At 63.4% G+C, this 22,655-nt stretch carries 21 protein-coding genes; 11 read left to right on the plus strand and 10 right to left on the minus strand.

Going from position 1 to position 22,655, the window contains the following annotated elements:
- Positions 1–24 precede the first annotated feature (24 nt).
- Entirely contained in the window at positions 25–1,095 is a 1,071-nt protein-coding gene (locus WLQ66_RS15885; RefSeq protein ID WP_340547311.1) for an agmatine deiminase family protein, read from the minus strand.
- Positions 1,096–1,431: 336 nt separating this feature from the next.
- Here WLQ66_RS15885 and WLQ66_RS15890 point away from each other — a divergent pair, with 336 nt between their 5' ends.
- From WLQ66_RS15890 to rodA, 5 genes are read left to right on the plus strand one after another with little or no spacing between them, the layout of a single operon-like run.
- Entirely contained in the window at positions 1,432–2,478 is a 1,047-nt protein-coding gene (locus tag WLQ66_RS15890; protein ID WP_061049901.1) for a rod shape-determining protein, read from the plus strand.
- Between the two features lie 52 nt (positions 2,479–2,530).
- Complete coding sequence (gene mreC, locus WLQ66_RS15895) at positions 2,531–3,466, plus strand: rod shape-determining protein MreC (protein ID WP_340547312.1); 936 nt, start codon at positions 2,531–2,533, stop codon at positions 3,464–3,466.
- Positions 3,456–3,992, plus strand: a complete 537-nt coding sequence (locus WLQ66_RS15900) for a rod shape-determining protein MreD (protein WP_340547313.1) — start codon at positions 3,456–3,458, stop codon at positions 3,990–3,992. The genes mreC and WLQ66_RS15900 overlap by 11 nt, the downstream gene beginning before the upstream one ends.
- Positions 3,992–5,941: a penicillin-binding protein 2 gene (gene mrdA / locus WLQ66_RS15905; protein ID WP_340547314.1), complete on the plus strand. Its 1,950-nt coding sequence runs from the start codon at positions 3,992–3,994 to the stop codon at positions 5,939–5,941. The genes WLQ66_RS15900 and mrdA overlap by 1 nt, the downstream gene beginning before the upstream one ends.
- 45 nt (positions 5,942–5,986) lie before the next feature.
- On the plus strand, positions 5,987–7,126 hold the full coding sequence (gene rodA / locus WLQ66_RS15910) for a rod shape-determining protein RodA (RefSeq protein ID WP_340547315.1): 1,140 nt from the start codon (positions 5,987–5,989) through the stop codon (positions 7,124–7,126).
- Between the two features lie 7 nt (positions 7,127–7,133).
- Here rodA and WLQ66_RS15915 read toward each other — a convergent pair whose 3' ends face one another.
- Entirely contained in the window at positions 7,134–7,958 is an 825-nt protein-coding gene (locus tag WLQ66_RS15915; protein ID WP_340547316.1) for a LysR family transcriptional regulator, read from the minus strand.
- A 92-nt stretch (positions 7,959–8,050) separates the two neighbouring features.
- Between WLQ66_RS15915 and WLQ66_RS15920 the strand changes: the two genes are divergently transcribed.
- The 3 genes from WLQ66_RS15920 (at position 8,051) to WLQ66_RS15930 (ending at position 11,651) form a co-directional block, all read left to right on the plus strand.
- Positions 8,051–8,461, plus strand: coding sequence for a VOC family protein (locus WLQ66_RS15920; protein ID WP_340547317.1), 411 nt, complete (start codon positions 8,051–8,053; stop codon positions 8,459–8,461).
- Complete coding sequence (locus tag WLQ66_RS15925) at positions 8,458–9,384, plus strand: 2-hydroxyacid dehydrogenase (RefSeq protein ID WP_340547318.1); 927 nt, start codon at positions 8,458–8,460, stop codon at positions 9,382–9,384. The genes WLQ66_RS15920 and WLQ66_RS15925 overlap by 4 nt, the downstream gene beginning before the upstream one ends.
- A gap of 581 nt (positions 9,385–9,965) precedes the next feature.
- On the plus strand, positions 9,966–11,651 hold the full coding sequence (locus WLQ66_RS15930; protein ID WP_340547319.1) for a tryptophan halogenase family protein: 1,686 nt from the start codon (positions 9,966–9,968) through the stop codon (positions 11,649–11,651).
- A 110-nt stretch (positions 11,652–11,761) separates the two neighbouring features.
- Here the strand turns inward: WLQ66_RS15930 and WLQ66_RS15935 are convergent, their stop codons facing one another.
- The 8 genes from WLQ66_RS15935 to WLQ66_RS15970 form a co-directional block, all read right to left on the minus strand.
- Positions 11,762–13,777 (minus strand): M3 family metallopeptidase, encoded by a 2,016-nt coding sequence (locus tag WLQ66_RS15935; protein WP_340547320.1) that lies wholly within the window; start codon positions 13,775–13,777, stop codon positions 11,762–11,764.
- A 96-nt stretch (positions 13,778–13,873) separates the two neighbouring features.
- Entirely contained in the window at positions 13,874–14,707 is an 834-nt protein-coding gene (locus WLQ66_RS15940) for an amino acid ABC transporter permease (RefSeq protein WP_340547321.1), read from the minus strand.
- Between the two features lie 65 nt (positions 14,708–14,772).
- Positions 14,773–15,585, minus strand: coding sequence for a transporter substrate-binding domain-containing protein (locus tag WLQ66_RS15945; RefSeq protein ID WP_340547322.1), 813 nt, complete (start codon positions 15,583–15,585; stop codon positions 14,773–14,775).
- 49 nt (positions 15,586–15,634) lie between these two features.
- The gene (locus WLQ66_RS15950; protein WP_340547323.1) at positions 15,635–16,741 is read right to left on the minus strand and encodes a HesA/MoeB/ThiF family protein; all 1,107 of its coding nucleotides are present in this window, start codon (positions 16,739–16,741) and stop codon (positions 15,635–15,637) included.
- Positions 16,741–17,196, minus strand: a complete 456-nt coding sequence (dut, locus tag WLQ66_RS15955; RefSeq protein WP_340547324.1) for a dUTP diphosphatase — start codon at positions 17,194–17,196, stop codon at positions 16,741–16,743. Before dut ends, WLQ66_RS15950 begins: the two co-directional genes overlap by 1 nt.
- Positions 17,197–17,238: 42 nt before the next feature.
- Positions 17,239–18,441, minus strand: coding sequence for a bifunctional phosphopantothenoylcysteine decarboxylase/phosphopantothenate--cysteine ligase CoaBC (coaBC, locus tag WLQ66_RS15960; protein WP_340547325.1), 1,203 nt, complete (start codon positions 18,439–18,441; stop codon positions 17,239–17,241).
- Positions 18,442–18,541: 100 nt separating this feature from the next.
- Entirely contained in the window at positions 18,542–19,501 is a 960-nt protein-coding gene (locus WLQ66_RS15965; protein WP_340547326.1) for a ChaN family lipoprotein, read from the minus strand.
- Complete coding sequence (locus tag WLQ66_RS15970; RefSeq protein WP_340547327.1) at positions 19,498–20,376, minus strand: RNA polymerase factor sigma-32; 879 nt, start codon at positions 20,374–20,376, stop codon at positions 19,498–19,500. The genes WLQ66_RS15965 and WLQ66_RS15970 overlap by 4 nt, the downstream gene beginning before the upstream one ends.
- Before the next feature lie 292 nt (positions 20,377–20,668).
- Between WLQ66_RS15970 and cobU the strand changes: the two genes are divergently transcribed.
- From cobU to WLQ66_RS15985, 3 genes are read left to right on the plus strand one after another with little or no spacing between them, the layout of a single operon-like run.
- The gene (gene cobU, locus WLQ66_RS15975) at positions 20,669–21,187 is read left to right on the plus strand and encodes a bifunctional adenosylcobinamide kinase/adenosylcobinamide-phosphate guanylyltransferase (RefSeq protein WP_340547328.1); all 519 of its coding nucleotides are present in this window, start codon (positions 20,669–20,671) and stop codon (positions 21,185–21,187) included.
- Positions 21,184–21,789: a histidine phosphatase family protein gene (locus WLQ66_RS15980; protein ID WP_340547329.1), complete on the plus strand. Its 606-nt coding sequence runs from the start codon at positions 21,184–21,186 to the stop codon at positions 21,787–21,789. The genes cobU and WLQ66_RS15980 overlap by 4 nt, the downstream gene beginning before the upstream one ends.
- A 58-nt stretch (positions 21,790–21,847) precedes the next feature.
- Positions 21,848–22,531, plus strand: coding sequence for a glutathione S-transferase (locus WLQ66_RS15985; RefSeq protein ID WP_340547330.1), 684 nt, complete (start codon positions 21,848–21,850; stop codon positions 22,529–22,531).
- Positions 22,532–22,655 lie beyond the last annotated feature (124 nt).

Consider the following 22,655-nt stretch of genomic DNA (forward strand, 5'->3'; position numbering starts at 1 on the left):
GCGGAGGGCGTTGGATCTGATGGCTCAGACCGCTGGCATCTGCTGCGTTGCACAGTGAATGCCGCCACCCAATTCGCCCAGCGGGTCTACGTTCAGCGTGACTATTTCCCGTCCCGGATAGTGACGCGCCAGCGCGTTCCGCGCGATCTCATCGGTTGCACCATCCCCGAATTCCGCCGCGACCACCGCGCCATTGCAGACGTAATAATTGGCGTAAGAGGCGACAAAATCGAACCTTTTGATCCGACGGATATGAGGTTCGGGGATAACCTCAACCTCCAGCCCCGCCCCGACCATCCGGTCATGCGTGTCCAACGCAGCCATATGGAACGGATCGGCGCTATCAGGGGTATCGGGCAGGTTCATAAGAACACGCCCCGGCCCGGTGAAACGTGCGAGGCTATCGATATGATAATCCGTGATATCCTCCCCCCGGACCCCCTCGGCCCAGATCATGCGATCCGCCCCATAAGCCTCCAGCAGCCGTTGTTCTATCTGATCGCGTGACAGCCCGGGGTTCCGGTTTTTGTTCACCCAGCTGCTCTCATGTGCCATCAGCAGCCCGTGCCCATCCTGCTCCACGCCGCCTGCCTCGCCATGCAAACCGGTTGGCAACAGCGGCAGCCCCAAACGCTCGGCCACCCGTCCTGCGATCTGGCTGTCCCGCCGGTTGACCTGCTTTTTGCCCCAGCCGTTGAACTGGATATGGCTGATCGCCAAGCCGCCTGCGCCATCGATCACAAAGATAGGCCCTGAATCGCGGCACCACAGATCCTCGGTCGGGATATCCCACAACTCAACATCCGCAGACAGCTTGGCGCGCGCGCCGCTGTGATCCGCTGCCGCCGCGAGCACTGTGACAGGTTCAAACGCCGCAATCGCATTGGCGATATCTGCAATCGACTGCTGCGCCATGTCGCGGAACACAGGATCGGGATGCACCTTCCTGCTGACCGGCCATTGCATGAAGGTCCGCTGATGCGGCGCTTCCTCCGGTGGGACAAAAAATCCGGACCCGGCAACGGCAGTTTGTCCTGTGATCAGATTTGCCATGCCGAAGGCCCCGCCAGCCAGTAAGAAATTTCGCCGCTTCATCGCCGTTCCCTTCGCCGACCAAACATCCGCAAGGATCAAGCTTAACAACGCTGCGCAAACAAGAGAAGCAACATCGCGCGGCCCTGTACCGCCTCCGATAGTTGCCGGAGGCGTGCGGTTTTGCGGGGCGCGCTTATCAGATCCGCGCCACACCTGCCCACACTGCCAATCGGATCGGTTGTCTGCCTTTCCCATGGGGCACCCCGCAGTGGCGGCGAAAAGGCGCCTTTTGATCGGAATCCGCCCTTTCGCCACCTCCCGGCGCTGCTTATAAGACATAAAGCCCGCGCTCAGCAGAGTCGCGGGACAGGTGGCAGTTTTACAGGGTCCTAATACATGTCGATCTTTGGAAGTCTTGGCGGGTTGTTCACGTCTGATATGGCAATTGACCTCGGCACGGCGAACACGCTCGTCTATGTCAAGGGTCGCGGTGTCATCCTGTCGGAACCCTCCGTTGTCGCCTATCATGTGAAGGACGGCGTGAAAAAAGTGCTCGCAGTTGGCGAGGATGCCAAGCTGATGCTGGGCCGCACCCCCGGCTCCATCGAGGCGATCCGCCCGATGCGCGAAGGGGTGATTGCCGATTTTGACACCGCCGAAGAGATGATCAAGCATTTCATCCGCAAGGTGCACAAACGCTCCACCTTCTCCAAGCCCAAGATCATCGTCTGCGTCCCGCATGGCGCCACCCCGGTTGAAAAACGCGCGATCCGCCAGTCGGTGCTCTCCGCAGGCGCCCGCCGCGCCGGGCTGATCGCCGAGCCGATCGCCGCCGCCATTGGTGCCGGGATGCCGATCACCGATCCCACCGGCAACATGGTCGTGGACATCGGCGGCGGCACCACCGAGGTTGCGGTTCTGTCGCTGGGCGACATCGTCTATGCGCGCTCGGTTCGCGTTGGTGGCGACCGGATGGATGAGGCGATCATCAACTACCTGCGCCGTCAGCAGAACCTTCTGGTGGGCGAGGCCACGGCCGAACGCATCAAGACCTCCATCGGCACCGCCCGGATGCCCGACGACGGCCGCGGCCAGTCGATGCAGATCCGCGGCCGCGACCTGCTGAACGGCGTGCCGAAGGAAATCGAGATTTCGCAGGCCCAGGTCGCCGAAGCGCTGGCGGAACCCGTGCAGCAGATCTGCGAAGCGGTGATGACCGCGCTGGAAACCACACCGCCGGATCTGGCGGCGGATATCGTGGATCGCGGCGTGATGCTGACCGGCGGCGGCGCGCTGCTGGGCGATCTGGATCTGGCCCTGCGCGAACAGACCGGTCTGGCGGTCTCCATCGCCGATGAAAGCCTGAACTGCGTGGCGCTTGGCACCGGCAAGGCGCTGGAATACGAAAAACAGCTGGCACATGCCATTGATTACGACAGCTGAGCGGTCCGGCCATCGCTAGGATGGCCGACGCCCGGCGCCGGGAAGGAATACCTTGGCCAAAGACCGGTCCCAGCGTGATGACTATACCGCCCCGCTGCGCCGCCTGCTGACCGGGGTTATCTGCCTATGCCTGCTGGCGATTTTCCTGATCTGGCGGATCGACAGCCCAAGGGTCGAACGGTTTCGCGCCCAAATCGTCGATGCCGTTGTTCCCAGCATGGACTGGGCCATGGTCCCGGTTGAGGGCGCCATCAACCTGCTGCGCGATTTTCAGAGCTATCAGCGGCTTGCCGAACAGAACCGCGAACTGCGCAGCGAATTGCGCCAGATGAGCGCCTGGAAAGAGGCGGCGCTACAGCTGGAACAGGAAAACGCCCGCCTGCTGGATCTCAACAATGTGCGGCTCGACCCCCGCCTGACCTTTGTCACCGGTGTGGTCATGGCCGACAGCGGCTCGCCCTTTCGCCAGTCGGTGATCCTGAACGTCGGCGCGCGTGACGGGGTGCGCGACGGCTGGGCGGCGATGGATGGCATCGGCCTTGTCGGGCGGATCTCCGGCACCGGGCAGGATACCGCGCGGGTGATCCTCCTCACCGATGCTGCCAGCTCCGTCCCCGCGCTGATCCAGCCCTCCGGGCAAAGCACGCTGGTGGCTGGCGACAACAGCCCGGCGCCGGTGATCGACTTTCTCGAAAACCCCGATCTGGTCCGCCCCGGCGACCGGGTGGTCACCTCGGGCGATGGCAAGGTGTTCCCGGCAGGTCTGCTGATCGGGCAGGTCACGCAGGACCGTTTTGGCCGCCTGCGGGTGCGCCTTTCGGCCGATTACGAGCGGCTGGAATTCCTGCGGGTGCTGCGCCATCACGGATCTGAGGTGATCAAGGATCCCGGCGGGCTGGTGGTTCCGGCACCGGGCATCAATATTCCGCAACCCCGGCCCGAGGGGCTGGGCGATGGGGCGGCGGCGGAGGCCGGAGATGGCCAATAACGCCCCGGCGCGGATCTGGCTCATGCGCGCGGCCTTTCCGGCGCTGGCCCTCGTGATCATGTTCTTTCACCTGCTGCCGCTGGATACGCTGCCCTCTCGCTGGGCGCCGCCGGATCTGATGCTGGCGCTGGTCCTGGCCTGGTCGCTCCGGCGTCCCGACTATGTGCCGACGCTGCTGATTGCCCTCACCTTCCTGCTGGCCGATCTGCTGTTCCAGCGGCCACCGGGGCTGATGGCGCTATTGGTGGTTCTGGCCTCCAGCTTTCTGAAATCACAGGTTCAGCCGCACCGTGAAACCGCCTTTCTCGGCGAATGGTTCACGGTGGCGGTGACCGTCACCGCCGTGACCCTGCTCAACCGGCTGATCCTGGCGATTCTGGGGGTGGTGCAGCCGTCGCTGGGGTTGATTCTGATCCAGATGGTGGCAACATTGCTGATCTATCCGCTGGTCGCGCTGGCCAGCCAAAGCCTGCTGGGGGTGCGCAAACTCTCCCCCGCCGAGGCAGAAGCCCTGGGAAGCCGCTGATGAAACGCAACGTCAAGGATGTCGAGGCCTCACATCGCAAACTCAGCCGTCGCGCCCTGCTCTTGGGCGGGTTGCAGCTGGCCTTTGCCGGTGGTCTGGCGATGCGGATGCGTCACCTTCAGGTCGATCAGGCTGACCAGTTCCGCCTCTTGGCCGAGGAAAACCGCATCAACCTGCGCCTGATCCCCCCGGCACGGGGGCAGATCTACGACCGCAACGGCACAATTCTGGCGCAGAACGCGCAATCCTACCGGATCACCGTGGTGCCCGAGGATGCCGGCGATGTGGGCGACGTCATCGACAAACTGTCGCGACTGCTGACGCTGGACCCCGAAGACATCGAACGCGCCATGGCTGAAATGCGCCGCTCGCCACCGTTCCTGCCAATCACCCTGGCCGATCAGATCAGCTGGGACGACATCTCCAAGGTTGCGGTCAACGCCCCCGCCCTGCCCGGCATCACGCCCGAGGTCGGCCTCACGCGGGTCTATCCGCAGCATGAGGATTTTGCCCATGTGATCGGCTACGTCGGGCCGGTCTCGGATTATGACCTCAGCAAGATGGAAGACCCAGAACCGGTGCTGATGATCCCGCGCTTTCAGATCGGCAAGGTCGGGTTTGAGGCCAAGCGCGAGGATGTGCTGCGCGGCAAGGCCGGCGCCAAACGTGTCGAGGTCAACGCCACCGGTCGCGTCATGCGCGAGCTGGATCGCCGCGAAGGCGAGGCCGGCGCCGACATGCAGCTGACCGTCGATGCCGATCTGCAAAACTACACCCAGGCGCGGCTTGGCCTCGAGAGCGCCAGCGCCGTGGTCATCGACTGCGAAAACGGTGATGTGCGCGCCATTGCCTCTTCGCCCAGCTTTGATCCCAACCTCTTTGTGCGGGGTATCTCGGTAGCCGACTACCGGATGCTGACCGAAGACCCCTATCGCCCGCTGGCCAATAAATCCGTTCAGGGCACCTATCCGCCCGGATCGACCTTCAAGATGATCACCGCCCTTGCCGCGCTGGAAGAAGGCCTGATCGGCACCGAAGATACCGTCTGGTGCCCCGGCCATCTGGAGGTCTCGGGCCGCCGCTTCCACTGCTGGAAACGCGCAGGCCATGGCCATGTCGATCTCAATACATCGCTCAAAAGCTCCTGCGATGTCTATTACTACGATCTCGCCATCAAGGTCGGCATCGACAAGATTTCCGCCATGGCAAAACGCTTTGGCCTTGGCGTGCGCCACGATCTGCCAATGTCCGCCGTGGCCAAGGGGATCGCCCCCAACAAGGAATGGAAATCAAAGACCTACGGTCAGGACTGGCTGGTTGGTGACACCGTGAACTCCTCTATCGGCCAGGGCTATCTTCTGGCTTCGCCCATGCAGCTGGCGGTGATGACCGCACGTCTGGCCACCGGGCGTTCGGTGACGCCGCGCCTGCTGAAATCCATCGACGGGGTGGACCAGCCCAGCGGTGCCGGGGAGCCGATTGGCGTCAACGAGAACAATCTGCGCACGATCCGCCGGGGCATGTATTCGGTCAGCAACGAACGGCGCGGCACCGGCTACGGCTCCCGGATCATCGCCGAGGGCATGCGCATGGCGGGCAAGAGTGGCACCAGTCAGGTCCGCAATATCACCGCCGCAGAGCGCGCCGCCGGGGTAATCCGCAACGAGGACCTGCCCTGGGAACGGCGCGACCATGCTCTGTTTGTCAGCTACGCGCCCCATGACAACCCGAAATTCGCCGTTGCGGTGGTGGTGGAACATGGCGGTGGCGGCTCCAAGGCGGCGGCGCCGATCGCCCGCGACGTGCTGCTACAGGCGCTCTACAATGGCACGCCACCGCTTGAGGCCTACCCCAAGAAGGACCGCAGCCGTATCGAAGCCCAGCAGGACCGTCTGGAACGTGAACGCATCCAGCGCACCAGCCGCAACAGCGACAGTGGTCAGGCCTGAGATGGGCCTGCGTGAACAGGGGCGGACCGCGACAAGAGGACAGCCATGAGCTATCTTGCCAATAACGCGCAATCGGTGCCGACCGGCCTGCGCAAGATCCTCTATCTCAACTGGCCGTTGACCCTGCTTCTGGCCAGCGTCGCCAGCGTCGGTTTCCTGATGCTCTATTCGGTGGCGGGCGGCAGTTTCTCCCCCTGGGTGGAACCGCAGGTCAAACGCTTCCTGCTTGGGCTTTCGGTGATGCTGGTGGTGGCCATGATCCCGATCTGGTTCTGGCGCAATATCTCGGTACTGGCCTATCTGGTCTCGGTGCTCTTGCTGGTGGCGGTGGAATTCTTCGGCACCGTTGGCATGGGGGCGCAGCGCTGGATCGACATTGGCTTTATGCGGCTACAGCCATCGGAGCTGATGAAGATCACGCTGGTGATGCTGCTGGCCGCTTATTACGACTGGCTGCCACCGGAGCGCTGTTCACGGCCGCAATGGGTGATCCTGCCGGTGATCCTGATCCTGCTGCCCACCTTTCTGGTGCTGCGCCAGCCCGATCTTGGCACCTCCATCCTGCTGATGGCCGCCGGAGGGGGCGTGATGTTCCTTGCCGGTGTGCACTGGGCCTATTTTGCCGCCGTCATCGGCGCCGCAGTGGGTCTTGTCGCGGCCGTGTTCAAAAGCCGGGGCACCGACTGGCAGCTGCTGAAAGACTATCAGTTCCGCCGCATCGACACCTTTCTCGATCCCTCGCAGGATCCGCTCGGCGCCGGCTACCACATCACCCAGTCGAAGATTGCGCTGGGGTCCGGCGGCTGGTCCGGCCGCGGTTTCATGCAGGGTACCCAGTCACGGCTGAACTTTCTGCCCGAGAAACACACCGATTTCATCTTCACCACCCTGGCCGAAGAATTCGGGTTTATCGGCGGGTTCACCCTGCTGTTCATCTACATGCTGGTGATCCTGTTCTGCATTGCCACGGCGCTTGCCACCAGGGACCGGTTTTCCTCTTTGGTCACGCTGGGCGTCGCCATCACATTTTTCCTGTTCTTTGCGGTGAATATGTCGATGGTGATGGGGCTGGCACCCGTGGTCGGCGTGCCGCTGCCGATGGTCTCCTACGGGGGGTCGGCGATGCTGGTGCTGCTGGCCGCCTTTGGTCTGGTGCAAAGCGCCAATATCCACCGCCCGCGATAGGCGTCGGCTAGAGCGCTGCCAGCAAGACCCGCGTCAGCGCGCTGTCCGCATCGCGCTGATGGAGAAGCACGCCCAGCCGCCGTTCCGCGTCATCAAAGGGCGTGAACCGCAGCCCGCCATATCGTCCCACCCCTTCCCAAAGCGGCACAACCGCCTGCGCGGTGCCCTCTGCCACCATCTGGGCAATCAGTTCCAGCGCATCCAGTTCCGCCAGGATCTCCGGCGCCTCGACCCTCTGCGTCAGCGCATGCCAGCAGCGCGCGCCACCCCAGGCGTCCCGGCTGTAGATCAGATAGGGCAGCGGCTCTTCAGCGGCCTTCTCAGCCTGCAACAGCCCGATGGGTTGCCGGGCGATCTCGGTGAACACATAGGATTTTGGCAGCAGAAAGGGCGGTTCGATCAACAGGGCTGCATCGACCTGCCCCTGTTCCATCGCCGCATAAAGCCCCTCAGAGGTGCCGGGCACCAGCTGCAACGCAACCTCCGGCGCGGCGGCTCTCAGATGCCGCAGGATCGCGCCCGCGTAATCTCCCATCGCCGTCGATACCGCGCCCAGCCGCAACCGCCCGGTCAGCGCGGCGCCGCGCAGCTCTCCCCGCAGCTCGGCCTCTGCCCGCAGCATGTCACGCATCCGTGGCAGCAGCCGACGACACTCCGCCGTTGGCTGCATGACCCGGCCCGCCCGGCACAGCAGCGCCACGCCCACATCAGCCTCCAATGCGGCAATCCGCTGCGAGATGGCCGAGGCGGTGATCCCCTCACGCCGCGCCGCCGCCGCAAGGGAGCCTTCTTCAATCGTGGCAATCAGGCTGGTGAGAAATCGTGTGTCCATAGATATCCTTATGTCTGAACATAGAAAAACAAGCTACCCTTTGCACGCCTCACCGCCTATCCCCTTAGGCACAGAGTTAAGGGAGCACAGAGATGAGCATTTTTCACCTCGCCTATCACGTGGATGATCTTGACAGGGCGCGCGGCTTTTACGGGGATCTGCTGGGCTGTCAGGAAGGGCGCAGCACCGAGACCTGGGTCGATTTCAACTTCTTCGGCCATCAGATTTCGCTGCACCTCGGGCCAGTTTTTGCCACCGCCAAGACCGGCAGGGTCGGCGAACACATGGTGCCGATGCCCCACCTCGGGGTGATCCTGCCGCAGGGTGACTGGCGCGCGCTGGCTGACCGGCTGGAGGCGGTGGGTGTTGACTTCACCATCGCCCCCACCACCCGGTTTGCGGGCGAGCCGGGAGAGCAAAGCACGATGTTCTTTCACGATCCTGCGGGCAATCCGATCGAAATCAAGGGATTTGCCGATATGGACGGGGTGTTTGCCACATGATCAACGTCCAGTTCGCCGCCCTGCCCGAACGCTGGGCCAGCTATCAGGCACCTTTGCGCGCCGCCTTTGCCGAGGCCGGGCTGGAGGTTGATCTGCGCCTCGATCACGCGCCGGGAGAGGTCGATTACGTGGTCTATGCCCCCAATTCCGAACTTCAGGACTTTACCCCCTATACCCGCTGCAAGGCGGTGCTGAGCCTCTGGGCCGGGGTGGAAAAGATCGTCGGCAACCAGACCCTCAAGATGCCGCTCTGCCGGATGGTGGATCCGGGGCTGACCGCAGGCATGGTGGAATGGGTCTCCGGCCATGTGCTGCGCTATCACCTCGGCATCGACCGCACGATCCGCACGCAGGACAGATGGGACCCCGTGGTGCCGCCGCTGGCCGAGGAACGGCCGGTCACCGTGCTGGGCCTTGGCGCATTGGGGCAGGCCTGCGCGCAGATGCTGGCAAAGCTGGGCTTCCCGGTCACCGGCTGGTCGCGATCCGAAAAATCCATCGACGGCATCACCTGCCGCCACGGCGAGCCCGGGCTGCGCGCAGCGCTCAGCGCCGCCGAAATCGTGATCCTGCTGCTGCCCGATACACCCGCCACCGAGAATACGCTGAACCGTGACACGCTCGCCCTGCTGCCCCGTGGCGCACGGATCATCAACCCCGGACGCGGCCCGCTCGTTGAGGATGATGCCCTGCTGGCCGCGCTCGACAGTGGTCAGATCGGCCATGCCACGCTGGATGTTTTCCGGGTGGAGCCGCTGCCGCTGGATCATCCCTATTGGGCCCATCCCAATGTGACCGTGACGCCCCATATCGCGGCCGAAACCCGCGCCATCACTGCCGCACGGGTGATTGCCGAAAACATTCGCCTGGGCGAGGCCGGACAGCCCTTGCGCCATCAGGTGGACCGCAATCTGGGCTATTGATCACCCAGGTGGGCGGCAGTTCTTAACATCCAGCAAACCTGCCGCCCGCCCCGCTCAGAATCGTTTCAGACCCTTGCGCTAGTCTCTCGGGCAATCGCGATTGCAGGATCCGGGTCTGGCACCCCGGCTCCGACCAGGAACCGGGCCTCAGTGTGTGAGGCTGTGCAGAGAATTTGAGCACGCGGGCCATCAACCCGCCCCTCTCCGCCCCCGTGGCGGCGCCGTCCACTTTATGCCGCAACCGCCCGGTTGCAGAACAAGTCCCCAGTTCCAAGACTGGCAGATCAGCACGGCAGCACCCCCCGGACGACCACAGGTCGCGCCGGTGATGACCCGTGTTTGGACAACAGCCACCCCGACGCACCATGCCGGGCCACGTTTTCACAGCACCGATCATCATCGAAATTTCCAAATAGTGCAGCCCCAATCCGCCCCCGGCCATGTCCCCGCAAAACCACGATCAGCGCGACGTCGGGTCCGCTCAGCCCCGTCCAGACCGGCTGAGCGCCATAATGGCTGGCCAAATGCGAGAAACTTGCGCTACGGTTCTTCAAAAAACATAAAAACAGGGACGGAACTAGATGAACAATCGCTTAAGGAAGATCACCATCGTCGGCGGCGGCACGGCGGGGTGGATGACGGCGCTGATCCTGGAGACGGAATTCTCCCGCACCTCGGCACCAAAGGACTGCCCGCGGATCTGCCTGATCGAAAGCCCAAATATCGCCACGGTCGGCGTCGGAGAGGCAACGGTGCCACGGATGCCGAAGACGCTTCGTCAGGCGGGCATATCCGAACGCAATTTCTTCCGCGAAACCAACGCCTCCTTCAAGCTCGGTGTGAAATTCTGCAACTGGAACAAGGACCCGAAGGGCAATCGCATCGACTATGTGAACCCCTTTGCCCATGGTCAGCTGCTGGAGGGGCTGGAGGCCGCTGAATATTTCCTGCGCTTTGGCAACGGCGACCGGGATTTCACCCAGTCCATCGCGCCACATGATGATCTGGGCCGCCTGTGCAAGGGCGCACGCCCCTTGGGCCAACCGGAGTTCGAACAGCGGTTCGGCTATGCCTATCATCTGGACGCGGTGAAATTTGCAGGCATGCTCACCAGGGTCTGCACCAAACGCGGTGTTGAGCATATTCAGGACGAGGTGACATCGGTCGAACTGGATGAACAGGGCAATGTCAGCCACCTGATGCTGGAACAGCGCGGCCGCCACGATATCGAAATGGTCATCGACTGCACCGGTTTCCGCGGGCTGATCATCAATCAGGCGCTGGGTGAGCCGTTCATGGATTATTCCGACTACCTGCCCAATGACCGCGCTATGGCCTTGCAGATTGAACATCCCGACCCGGAAAAAATCGAAAGCCTGACCCGTTCCACCGCCCTTGGGGCCGGCTGGACGTGGCGGGTGCCGCTCTACAACCGTGTGGGCACCGGCTATGTGTTCTCCTCGGCCCATCGCACCGATGATCAGGCGGCGGATGAATACCTTGAATGGCTGGGGGACAGTGGCAAAGGGGCGACGCCACGGGTGATCCCGATGCGGATCGGACGCGTGCGCAATGCCTGGGTCAAGAACTGTCTGGCCATTGGTCTGGCCGGCGGGTTTATCGAACCGCTGGAAAGCACCGCTATCCACATGATCGACCACGCCGTGCGCTGGTTTGCCGAACATCTGCCAACGCGCGAGATCGCCCCCTCCCTGCGCAGCCGATACAACCGGCAGATGGACAAGCTCTATGACGAGGTGCTGGAATTCATCTGCCTGCACTACCGGCTCGGCAACCGCACCGATGACCAATACTGGATCGACGCCCGCACGGAGATGAAGATCCCGGATCGCCTAGCCGAGAACCTTGAACTCTGGCAGCACCGCCTGCCGATGCCCCATGATATCGAATTTGCCACCCTGTTTGATTACCGGGTCTACCAGACCGTGCTTCTGGGCAAACAGGTCTATGATACCGGCTATGGCCCCGGCATCCGGGATCGTCTGCGCCCATTGAAGAAACCGATCTGGTTCCAGTGGTGGAAGGGCGCGAAGGTGGATCTGGCGAACATCCTGAAGTCAATGCCGGATCACAAAACCCTGCTGCGCGACATCCGCGGCGAACTGGACCAGCCAAGCTTTGGCATGGCGGCGGCGATGAAACCGACAGTGCCGATGCCCGGCGCCGCCCCGGTGCCCTGGGCGATCCAGAACATGCCGAGCTTCAGCGAGATTGAGAGCGGTCAGAAAGACCTGCAACTGTTCTAGGCAGGCCTGCGCCCCCCCTCACCGCAGATCACGGGGGCACAACCACAAACGAGAGAGGGCAGACGCATCGCACCTGCCCTCTCACATTTCAGAAAAAACCAGTGTGCGGATTATTTTGCCGCCAGCCCCCGCCCCTTCAGCAACGCATCGACACCGGGCAGTCGGCCCCGGAACGCCGTGTACAGCTCCGCCGGATCGCGCGAGCCGCCGGTCGACAGGATATGCGCCTCCAGCGCCTTGGCGCGTTCGGGGTCAAAAGCACCGCCCGCCTCCTCAAATGCGGCAAAGGCATCGGCGTCCATCACCTCCGACCACATGTAGCTGTAATACCCCGAGGAATAGCCGTCGCCCGAGAACACATGGGCGAAATGCGGGGTGGCGTGGCGCATGATGATCGCCGACGGCATCCCGATCTCGGCCAGAACCTCGGCCTGTCTGGCCATCGGATCCTTCGGCGCAGGCCCGTCGTGAAATGCCAGATCCACCAGTGCAGAGGCCACATATTCCACCGTCTGGAACCCCATATCAAAGGTCGAGGCCGCCAGCACCCGGTCGCGCATCTCCACCGGCATCGGTTTGCCGGTTTCGGCGTGGGTGGCGAATTTGCCCAGAACCTCCGGCACATCCAGCCAGTGCTCATAGAGCTGCGAGGGCAGTTCGACAAAATCGCGCGCCACCGAGGTGCCGGAGATGCTCTCGTAACTCACATCCGACAACATCTGGTGCAGCGCATGGCCGAACTCGTGGAACAACGTGCGCGCATCATCATAAGACAAGAGCGCCGGATCCCCCTTGGCAAAGTTGCAGACGTTGATCACAACCGGTGTCTGCACCTTGGGGAAATTCGCCTGGCTGCGCATTGCCGAACACCACGCACCGGAGCGTTTGGAGGAGCGGGCGAAATAGTCACCAATGAACACGGCCACATGCGCGCCATTGCGGGTCACCTCCCAGGCGCGGCAATCCTCGTGATAGAGCGGCACATCAAGCGGCGTGAACTCCAGCCCGAACAGCCGCGTCGCGCAGTCAAACGACGCCTCGATCATCCGATCCAGCTGGAAATATGGCTTCAGCTCCGCCTCATCCAGATCATGCTCTGCCTTGCGCCGTTTCTCCGCGTAATAGCGCCAGTCCCAGGGCTCCAGCTCGCCGTTGATGCCATCATCCTGCATCATCTTCGTCAGCACCCAGGCATCCGCTTCCGCCTGCGCCTTGGCCGGTTCCCAGACCTGCATCAGCAGATCGCGCACCGCGGCCGGGGTCTTGGCCATCTCGGTCTCCAGCTTGTAGGCCGCGAAATTCTCATAGCTAAGCAGCTTGGCCCGCTCTTCGCGCAGGGCCAGAATTTCGGCGGCAATCTTGCGGTTGTCGCTGTCGCCGCCATTGGCACCACGCGCGGCCCAGGCCTCGAACGCCGTCTTGCGCAGGTCGCGGCGGGGCGAGAATTGCAAAAACGGAGTGATGAGCGAGCGCGACAGCGTGACCGCCGGCCCCTCCAGCCCCTTGTCCTTGCCCGCCGCGCGGGCAGCATCGACCACAAATTGCGGCAGGCCGGTCAGATCCTCTTCGCCGAGCTCCATATACCAGCTGCGTTCATCCGCCAGCAGGTTCTGGGTAAACTCGGTCCCAAGGGTCGCGAGCCGGGATTTGATCTCCTGCATACGGGTGTCATCCGCGCCTTCCAGCGCCGCACCGCCGCGTACAAATCCGCGATGGGTCAGCATCAGGACGCGCTGCTGTTCCTCGGTCAGATCCAGCGTATCGCGCTGATCCCACACCGATTTGACGCGCGCATAAAGCGCCTTGTTGGCGGTGATGGCGGAAAAATGCGCCGCCAGCTTCGGGGAAAACGCCCGCTGCAACGCTTCGCGCTCGGAGTTACTGTCCGCACCAGCCACGCTGTAGAACACCGACAAAACCTGCTCCAGCTCGCGGCAGGGGGTTTCCAGCGCCTCGATCACATTGGCAAATGTCGGCGCCTCATCCGAGGCGGCAATGGCGTCAATCTGCGCCTTATGCGCAGCCAGCGCCTCATCCAGCGCAGGGGCAAAATCACTGTCCTTGATCTGGTCGAAGGGGGCAATTTCAAACGGCGTGTCCCAGTTGGACAGCAGCGGATTGGTCATGGCAAATCTCCTTTGTGAGGAAGCTATGCCCGCCCCTGCCCGCCGTCCAGAGGCACAGTCGAGAGAATTTCACCGATTGCCGCCGGAGCCTGCCCGCTACCGGCGCTCCTCGCGGCGACGCAGGTGTTTCTCAAACCGCCTGAGCGCCAGCGACAGGCCAATTGTTAGCGTGAGGTAAATCAGCGCCACCACATTATAGGTCTCGAAATAGCGGAAATTGCCCACCGCCGTGATCTTGCCCAGCTGGGTGACATCGGCGACCCCCAGCACAGAAACCAGCGAACTGTCCTTTACCAGTGCCACAAAATCATTGCCAAGCGGCGGCAGGATGGTGCGGATCGCCTGCGGAAACACGACAAAGCGAAAGCGGTGCCAGCGGCTGAGACCCAGCGCCTTGGCCGCCTCGATCTGGCCCGCATCCACCGATTGCAGACCGGCGCGGAACACCTCTGAAATAAAGGCGGAATAGGCGATCATCAGCGCGATAACGGCCCGCCACAGCAGTGGGAAATTGCGGGTACGGATCGGATCCAACCCGATCTGCGCGCCGATCCAGTTGCGCAGTTCCACCAGCGCTGGCGCCAGCACAAAGGCGACGTAAAGCAGCAGTACGATGATCGGGATGCCCCGCACCACCTCGATATAGAACCGCGCACCCTGCCGGATCACCAGCCAGCGCGATCCCGCAGCCAGCGCCAGCCCAAGCCCCAGAAGAGAGGCCAGGAAAAAGCTCACCAGCGTGACAAAGATCGTCAGCTGGACGCCACGCATCAGGGTGCTGAGGATATTGAGATAGAGATCATCCGAAACCACCCGCCAGATCAGCGTCGCCCCGATCAGGATCACCGCCGCCAGCCACCATGGGAAATCTTCTTTTTTGCTGTCCGCCCAACGGTTTTGCCTGCCCGGTCTTGGCTCTTGCTCGTTCATCTCTGCCCCATGATGTGGAAATCCCCGGCGCTAGGGCCGGGGATTGGTCATAGTCTGCCGCCGGGTCAGCCGCCCAGCTTATACTCCAGGAACCACTTGGTGTTCAGCGCATCCAGCGTGCCATCCGCCTCCATCGAGGCGATGGCGGCGTTGATCGGCGCCACCAGATCGCTGCCCTTGGGGAAGATGAAGCCGAAATCCTCGGTCCCGAGCGGCTCGCCCACGATCTTCAGCGCCCCGTCCGAGGCCTGCACATAGCCATTGGCGGCGGTGCTGTCCGACAGTGCCAGATCCACATCGCCCGTGCGCAGCGCCTGAATCGCCGCGCCAAAGGTTTCAAACAGCTTGATCCGCGGGTTGGCCTCATCGCCGTCAAGGATATCATAGACGGTCACATAAAACGGCGTGGTGCCGGGCTGGGCCCCGGCCAGAAGATCCGCATTGGCAGCAAAACTGGCGGCATCGTCAAAGCGGCTCTCATCCCCGGCCACGATCATGCGCATCTGCGAGGTCAGATATTTGTCGGAGAAATCCACTTTTTCCTTGCGGTCGTCGCGGATGGTGATGCCGGTCATGCCCATGTCATACTGACCATCGCTCACCGCCGGGATCATTGCGTCCCAGCTGGTGGTTTCATAGACGACTGTGATGTTGATCCGCTCGGCGATCTCCGCGATGGCGTCATATTCCCAGCCGATGGCTGTGCCGCTGGCAGGGTCGACAAATTGCAGCGGCGGATAGGCGTTCTCCACCGAGACCACCACTTCGCGCCCCTCAAGGTCCGGCAGATCCGCCGCCGTGGCAGCGGTAGACAGCAGGGCCAGGCCTGCGGCAGCGGCGATGGTTTTCACCGCGCCCTGGGTCATGTTGAATGTCATTTTGTCCTCCCCTTTGGTTTTGATTGATCAATCGCTGCGTCTGGTTCCGTCAGACCCCCTCCGCGCGCCTGCCGAGGAGCGCCGCGTCAGGCTCCACGCCGGCATCGGCGCCACCGGCACAGATCGGGCAATCGGGCTGGCCGCGCAGGGTGATCTTGCGGCTTTCGGCATAAAGGCCGTCATAGATCAGCATCTCACCACGCAGCACCGCACCGGCACCGGTCAGCGCCTTCACCGCCTCCAGCGCCATCATCGCGCCGATGACACCGGGCAGCGGCCCGACCACCCCGGCCTCGGAACAGCTGGGCGCCAGCCCGGCCGCCGGTGCTTCGGGAAAGATGCACTGATAGCAGGGGCCGCTGACCGAGGGCTGGAACAGCGAGATCTGCCCCTCCCACTGCGACAGCGCGCCTGAAATCAACGGCTTGCCCAGCGCCACCGCCGTGCGATTGGCCAGATAGCGGGTTTCGAAGTTGTCGGTGCCGTCGAGAATCAGATCGTAATCGGCAAAAAGATCCGCCGCGATCTCGGCATCCAGGCGGCGATGATAGGGGCGCACCTCCACATAGGGGTTCTGCGCCACCATCGCGGCCTGCGCCGAAAACACCTTGGGCCGCCCGATATCATCATCGCGGTGAATGACCTGCCGTTGCAGATTGGCGTTCTCCACCAGATCATCGTCGATGACGCCGATGGTGCCGACGCCAGCGGCGGCCAGATATTGCAGCGCAGGCGCGCCCAGACCACCGGCTCCGATCACCAGCACGCGGGCGTTGCGCAGTTTTTTCTGCCCGGGGCCACCCAGCTCGCGCAGGACAATATGGCGGGCGTAGCGTTCCAGCTCTGTCTCGGAGAATTTCTGCGACCGGGGCGGGGTCGCCTCACTGTCGGCCGCCTCCGGCTGCGCCCGATTGCGCAGGACACGCAGCCCCTGACGGTAGCCCAGCACCAGCGCCACGGCCCCCGCCAGCATCAGCCAGGGGGCGGCGGTTTCCCCGGTGGCCAGCCGCAGCGGCGCGGTCGCAGGCAGGGTCAGATGCAGCGTCAGGATCGCACCATAGAGCAATGCCAACAGGCTGAACCGCAAACGGCGTCCCAGCCCCAGGAATTGGCCGCCCCACCAGATCAATGCTGCAAGGACAAGGATCGACAGCATCAGCCCTGCCCCGTCGAGCCGAAACCGCCAGACCCGCGCGGCGTCTCATCCAGCGTTTCGACCAGCTGGAACTCCGCCCGCAGCACCGGTGCCACCACCATCTGCGCAATGCGGTCCCCATGGGCGATGTCAAACGCGGCCTCACCGGCATTCATCACAATCACCCCAAGCGGACCACGATAGTCGCTGTCGATGGTTCCGGGGGTATTGGGCAGGGTGATGCCATGTTTCAGCGCCAGACCCGAGCGCGGGCGGATCTGCACCTCATAGCCCTCGGGGATCGCCAGCCGCAGGCCCGTGGGCACCAGCGCGCGGGCACCGGGGGCAAGCGTCAGGCTGGCGCGATCCGGCAGATTGGCGCGCAGATCGGCGCCTGCCGCGCCGCTGGTCTGATAGGCGGGCAGCGGCACCTCCCGGTCTGCGCCTTCGTCATATGTGATACGGATATCGACCATTCTCTGCCTGATCCCTCTTGGTTTCGTCCTCTGCGGCGCTGTTCAGCCCGTCTCCGCCAGCGCCTGTGCAATGCGGTCGGCCAGCTTGCGGGCAACCGCGTCCTTGTCCATGCGCGGCCAGCTTTCGGCGCCTGCATCGGAGATCAGGATCACCGCGTTCTCACGGCCGCCCATGATACCGGTTGCCGGGGAGACGTCATTGGCGACAATCCAGTCGCAGCCCTTGCGCAGGCGTTTGGCGGTGGCATTGTCAACCACATCATTGGTCTCCGCCGCAAAGCCGACGACAAGTCCCGGTCGCCCCTGCTCCAGCCGCGACACGGTCTTGAGAATGTCGGGGTTCTCGGCAAATTCCATCACCGGCAGCCCATCCTTGGATTTCTTCAGCTTGCGATCCGATGCGCTGGTCACACGCCAGTCGGCAACCGCCGCGGCAAAGACACCGGCATCTGCGGGTAGCGCCGCTGACACCGCCTCGGCCATCTCCCGCGCGGTCTCAACGGCCACCACTTCGACGCCATCGGGCGGCGCAACGCTGGCCGGGCCCGTGATGAAGACCACTTCAGCGCCCAGATCGCGCAGAGCACGGGCCAGCGCTGTCCCCTGCGCGCCCGACGATCGGTTGGCGATGTAGCGCACCGGGTCGATCGGCTCATGCGTCGGGCCGGAGGTCACGACGATGCGCCGCCCCTTGAGCGGCCCATCGGACAGTTTCGCGGCAATGGCGGCAACAATGGCGTCCGGTTCCGCCAGACGGCCGGGACCAAATTCGCCGCAGGCCATGCCGCCCTCATCCGGGCCGACGCAGGACACACCATCCGCCATCAGGCTTGCCAGATTGCGCTGGGTCGCGGGGTGCTGCCACATGCGCACATTCATCGCAGGAGCCAGCAGCACCGGAGTATCTGTGGCCAGCAGCAGGGTCGAGGCCAGATCATTGGCGTGACCATGGGCCATCTTCGCCATCAGATCCGCCGTGGCCGGGGCCACCACCAGTAGATCCGCACTGCGCGACAGCTGGATATGACCCATCTCCGCCTCGGCGGTGAGGTCAAAGAGATCGCGGTGCACCGCCTGCCCGGCCAGCGCCGAAACGGACAGCGGAGTTACAAATTCCTCGCCCGCCTTGGTCAGGACCGGCACCACCTCGGCGCCCTGATCCTGCAGGCGGCGGATCAGCTCCAGCGATTTATAGGCGGCAATCCCGCCACCGATGATCAGGAGAATACGTTTGTTCGCCAGCATTTGCCTATCCTTGCCGCAGATCCCGGCAAACTCTACTGCGCCCTGTCGCCAGTGTGAAACGGTTTTCCGCAGGGCGTCTGCCGCAGCGCGCGCGTGCCCCTCACTGGAACGCCAGACAGAGATCGGCGCGCGGGACTGGATCTGCCTCCATCACCACATCAAACGCCCCCTCGATCTGCCCGCCTTCGGACTGGCCCAGAGCGGTGATCTTCAGCGCCGGGCGCGCCTGCCGCAAGGCCAGCGGCGCGCCACGATCCAGCCGGGCATGGCCATTGCCAGTCACCACCACGACCGGCCCCGGATTCTGGCCGCCAGATTGCCTGACCGGGTCTGCGGCGACGTGAACCAGCGCCGCAACTACAGCGCGGGCCAGCACCGCATCGCGCAGCCGCTGAAGCTCAACCAGAACCGGCAGCATCTCGTCCGGCATCGCATTGCAATGGCTGGCCAGCTGATCGGCTTCACGCGCCGCCTGCTCTGCCTCATCCAGCGGGGTGGAGAGCCCATAGGCCGCCGCATCAGGACCAAAGACCCCCGCCACGCCCTGTTCCATCGCGCGGCGGGTTTCCGTTCGCGGGACCAGCGCGCCGAACTGCGCCGCCCCGTGACTGGCGGCAAAGACCGGTTGATAAAGCGCGAACTCAGGCCAGCCGGACTGCGCCCAGTCGAGCGTCTCTGCCAGTGCCTGACCATCCTGCAACAGATCCGGTGTCAGCGCTGCCGCCTGCGTCGCCGTGATCATCTCCCAGACCACAGTGGCGGGCTGGAGCGCGGTGATGATCTCTGCCTGCACCGCGTGATGGGCGGGGTTGTCGTGGATCTCGCCCAGAAACACCACGTCAGCCCCGGCCAGAACCGGCAGCACCTCCGCCACCGAGCTGGCCAGCACCGCAGGCGGGCGGGCCTGTCCACTGTGTTCGTCCGCGCGGGCCGTGCCGGTCATGACGGCAGCCGCGACAAGAACGCCGACGGCGATCGGTCGCCATGCCGCCGCGCAGATGCAAAAGGCGCGCCCGAAGTCGGACACGCCTTTGATCATGATAGGTATGTGAGATGTCATAGGAGGAAGTTCTGAACTTCCCGTGAGCAGGTTTCAAGCGATTTGCGCATCTTCTGAAAGGCGCCCGCCTCGAGCTGGCGGACACGCTCCTTGGACAGGCCCAGCTCCGTGCCGAGGCTCTCCAACGTGCGCGGCTTGTCCCGCAGCTTGCGTTCGGTGATGATGAAGCGTTCGCGGTCGTTCAGCGCCTGCATCGCCTCCACCAGCCAGATCCTGAGCTGCCTGGTGTCATGGCTTTCCTCGACCAGCTCGGCGGCCTGGGCGCTGTCGTCCTCCAGCGCTTCGATCCATTCGCGGCCCTCTTCCTCGGCCGATTGCACCGCATTCAGCGAGAAATCCGCCCCGGCCAGCCGCCCGTCCATCATCTGCACATCGCGCAGCGGCACACCGATTTCGGTGGCGATCTTCTGATGCAGCTGGTGCTGATCCAGCTGGGTGCCCTCGGACTGGGCCTGACGCTCCAGCTGGGCCTGCACCCGACGCATATTGAAAAACAGCGACTTCTGCGCCGAGGTCGACCCGGTCCGCACCATCGACCAGTTGCGCATCACATAGTCCTGAATCGACGCCTTGATCCACCAGACCGCATAGGTCGAAAAGCGCACCCCACGGTCAGGGTCGAATTTATCGGCCGCCTTCATCAGGCCCAGCCCGGCCTCCTGAATGAGATCATTCATCGGCGCGCCGTAGCGGCGGAATTTGGAGGCCATAGAGATCGCCAGTCGCATATAGGCATTGATCAGCCGATGCAGCGCCTGCACGTCCCGCTCATCCCGCCAGGCGTAGGCCAGTCGCAATTCGGTCTCAGCGTCCAGCAATTCCGCCTTCATTGCCCGCTTGGGCAACGGGTTTTCGATCATGGTATCAAGAGCCATTTTTCTTCCCCGTAGATGAATTTTGATCTGAATACGGGCGATGCGCCCTCTTGGATCACTTCAGTCTTGGTAAATTCCCGAAAATCAGGCTCGGGACTGTCGTCTCGGCCCCCAGCGTAGTTGGACAGGCGCGAAATGCGCCGCCACAGCGGGCCGGTCCGGGTGCAATCAACCTCTGAAATCAGCGTCATCTCTGCGGGCCTGACGCGCGCCCGTGGTCAACACATCTTGTGTTGCGCCGCACCCGTGGCTACCCAGTCACGCAACACTCGATAGCTTCAGGGTAATAAAAGTGCCGACTAAAGTCACATTCATTCTGGGCGGTGCGGCATCGGGCAAATCGGCCTATGCCGAGGAAATCTGCCTAAACTCAGGGAAAGACAGGGTTTATCTGGCCACTTCACAAGTGTTTGACGAGGAGATGCGGGCCAAGGTGGACCGCCATCTGCATCAGCGCGGCGCCGGCTGGACCACCCATGAGGCGCCACGGGACCTCGCGCCGGTGCTCGACTCGCTGCGCGCCGACCAGATCTGCCTGCTGGACTGCGCCACCATGTGGCTCAGCAATCAGATGCTGGCGGAGGCGGATCTGATTGCTGAGCAGGCAGCGCTGATGGCCGCCTTGCAGCGCTGCGCCGCCGAGGTGGTGGTGGTGTCAAACGAGGTGGGCCATGGCATCGTCCCCGACAATGCGCTGGCCCGGCAGTTCCGCGAGGCGCAGGGCCGGCTAAATATCGCATTGGCCGGGGTGGCCGACCGGGCTGTGCTGGTCACCGCCGGGCTGCCGCAGGTGCTGAAAGGAACGCTATGAGCAACGATGCGATCACGAGACTGTTTCTGGTCCGTCACGGCCCGACCCATGCCAAATCCATGGTTGGCTGGTCCGATCTGCCCGCCGATCTGTCCGATACCGCCGCGCTGGACCGGCTGCACGGGTACCTGCCCCCCGAGGCGCTGGTGGTGTCCTCCGACCTCAGCCGGGCGCGCGATACGGCGACGGCCATCGGGCGCAACCGGCAGCGGCTGGCGGACCAGTCGGCGCTGCGCGAAATCCATTTCGGCGCCTGGGAGCTGCGCAGCTGGCGCGAGATTGATGCCGAAGACCCCGAGCGTATCCGCGCCTATTGGGAAACCCCCGGCGATGTGACCCCGCCCGGCGGCGAGAGCTGGAATCAGGTCTGCGCGCGGGTAAACGCAGCCATCGATGGTCTGATCGAGGCGCATCGCGGCCGGGATCTGGTGGTGGTTGGCCATTTCGGCCAGATCCTGACGCAGATCCAGCGCGCCGAGCAGCTGACCGCCGAGGAGGCCTTTTCGCATCGGATCGACAACCTGTCGGTCACCGAGATCACCCATCAGGGCAGCAGCCGGGATCGCGGCTGGGGGCGTGGTAGAATAAATCACATTCCGTGATGGGTTAGCGCACAAATATTCCGTTTGAGAATGACTTGAGGCGCGCTAACCTCGCGACATGACATATCAACTCTATATCGGTGATCGCAAGTATTCCAGCTGGTCGTTGCGCGGCTGGCTGATGCTGGAAAAATTCAACCTGCCTCATGAGGTCTCGCTGGTCGAGATGTTCTCGGGCACCATGGCGGAGAAGATGGCGGCACTGGCCCCGGCACGGCTGCTGCCGACGCTGCAATTGCCGGATGGCACGGTGATTGGTGAAACCGTCGCCATCGCCGAAACGCTGGCGGAACGGCACCCGGAGGCTGGCATGTGGCCGCAGGATCCGCGCCAGCGGGCAACGGCACGCTGGCTGGTGGCCGAGATGGCCTCAGGCTTTGGTGCGCTGCGCAGCGCCTGCCCGATGCAATTGGCACATATCTATCAGGGGTTTGAACCCTCTGACGCAGTGCTGGCAGATCTCAAGCGGATTGAAACACTGTTCGCCCATGCAAGCGATGTGTCCGGCAGCAAGGATGGCTGGCTGTTTGGCAGCTATTCCATCGCGGATGCGTTCTATGCGCCGGTGGCGGCTCGCATCGTCGGCTTTGATCTGCCTGTTTCGGACGAGATGCGTGCCTATTGCCGCGTCACCCTGTCCGACCCGGTGCTGCGCCGCTGGCAGGACCGCATTGACGAGGTGAGCTATGCAACCGATCCCTACCCGATTGATCTGCCGCGCAAACCTTGGCAGCTGAGCTGACCTCACTGTCCCCGGCATCGCCCCGGCGTCCCCCGGCATCAGGGTGAATAAAACGTAAAACCGCAGCGGCATCGCCGGTGCGTTAACGACTCCGAAACCACGTTGGCCAAGCATCTCTCCCTAC

This window comes from Phaeobacter sp. A36a-5a (genome assembly GCF_037911135.1).
Classification (GTDB): domain Bacteria; phylum Pseudomonadota; class Alphaproteobacteria; order Rhodobacterales; family Rhodobacteraceae; genus Phaeobacter; species Phaeobacter bryozoorum.

What these genes read in the sequence shown, in the direction of transcription:
- WLQ66_RS15885 (WP_340547311.1), bottom strand. Translation starts at nt 1,095, where the DNA reads ATGAAGCGGCGAAATTTCTTACTGGCTGGCGGGGCCTTCGGCATGGCA.
- WLQ66_RS15890 (WP_061049901.1), top strand. Translation starts at nt 1,432, where the DNA reads ATGTCGATCTTTGGAAGTCTTGGCGGGTTGTTCACGTCTGATATGGCA.
- WLQ66_RS15900 (WP_340547313.1), top strand. Translation starts at nt 3,456, where the DNA reads ATGGCCAATAACGCCCCGGCGCGGATCTGGCTCATGCGCGCGGCCTTT.
- mrdA (WP_340547314.1), top strand. Translation starts at nt 3,992, where the DNA reads ATGAAACGCAACGTCAAGGATGTCGAGGCCTCACATCGCAAACTCAGC.
- rodA (WP_340547315.1), top strand. Translation starts at nt 5,987, where the DNA reads ATGAGCTATCTTGCCAATAACGCGCAATCGGTGCCGACCGGCCTGCGC.
- WLQ66_RS15915 (WP_340547316.1), bottom strand. Translation starts at nt 7,958, where the DNA reads ATGGACACACGATTTCTCACCAGCCTGATTGCCACGATTGAAGAAGGC.
- WLQ66_RS15920 (WP_340547317.1), top strand. Translation starts at nt 8,051, where the DNA reads ATGAGCATTTTTCACCTCGCCTATCACGTGGATGATCTTGACAGGGCG.
- WLQ66_RS15925 (WP_340547318.1), top strand. Translation starts at nt 8,458, where the DNA reads ATGATCAACGTCCAGTTCGCCGCCCTGCCCGAACGCTGGGCCAGCTAT.
- WLQ66_RS15930 (WP_340547319.1), top strand. Translation starts at nt 9,966, where the DNA reads ATGAACAATCGCTTAAGGAAGATCACCATCGTCGGCGGCGGCACGGCG.
- WLQ66_RS15935 (WP_340547320.1), bottom strand. Translation starts at nt 13,777, where the DNA reads ATGACCAATCCGCTGCTGTCCAACTGGGACACGCCGTTTGAAATTGCC.
- WLQ66_RS15940 (WP_340547321.1), bottom strand. Translation starts at nt 14,707, where the DNA reads ATGAACGAGCAAGAGCCAAGACCGGGCAGGCAAAACCGTTGGGCGGAC.
- WLQ66_RS15945 (WP_340547322.1), bottom strand. Translation starts at nt 15,585, where the DNA reads ATGACATTCAACATGACCCAGGGCGCGGTGAAAACCATCGCCGCTGCC.
- WLQ66_RS15950 (WP_340547323.1), bottom strand. Translation starts at nt 16,741, where the DNA reads ATGCTGTCGATCCTTGTCCTTGCAGCATTGATCTGGTGGGGCGGCCAA.
- dut (WP_340547324.1), bottom strand. Translation starts at nt 17,196, where the DNA reads ATGGTCGATATCCGTATCACATATGACGAAGGCGCAGACCGGGAGGTG.
- coaBC (WP_340547325.1), bottom strand. Translation starts at nt 18,441, where the DNA reads ATGCTGGCGAACAAACGTATTCTCCTGATCATCGGTGGCGGGATTGCC.
- WLQ66_RS15965 (WP_340547326.1), bottom strand. Translation starts at nt 19,501, where the DNA reads ATGACATCTCACATACCTATCATGATCAAAGGCGTGTCCGACTTCGGG.
- WLQ66_RS15970 (WP_340547327.1), bottom strand. Translation starts at nt 20,376, where the DNA reads ATGGCTCTTGATACCATGATCGAAAACCCGTTGCCCAAGCGGGCAATG.
- WLQ66_RS15980 (WP_340547329.1), top strand. Translation starts at nt 21,184, where the DNA reads ATGAGCAACGATGCGATCACGAGACTGTTTCTGGTCCGTCACGGCCCG.
- WLQ66_RS15985 (WP_340547330.1), top strand. Translation starts at nt 21,848, where the DNA reads ATGACATATCAACTCTATATCGGTGATCGCAAGTATTCCAGCTGGTCG.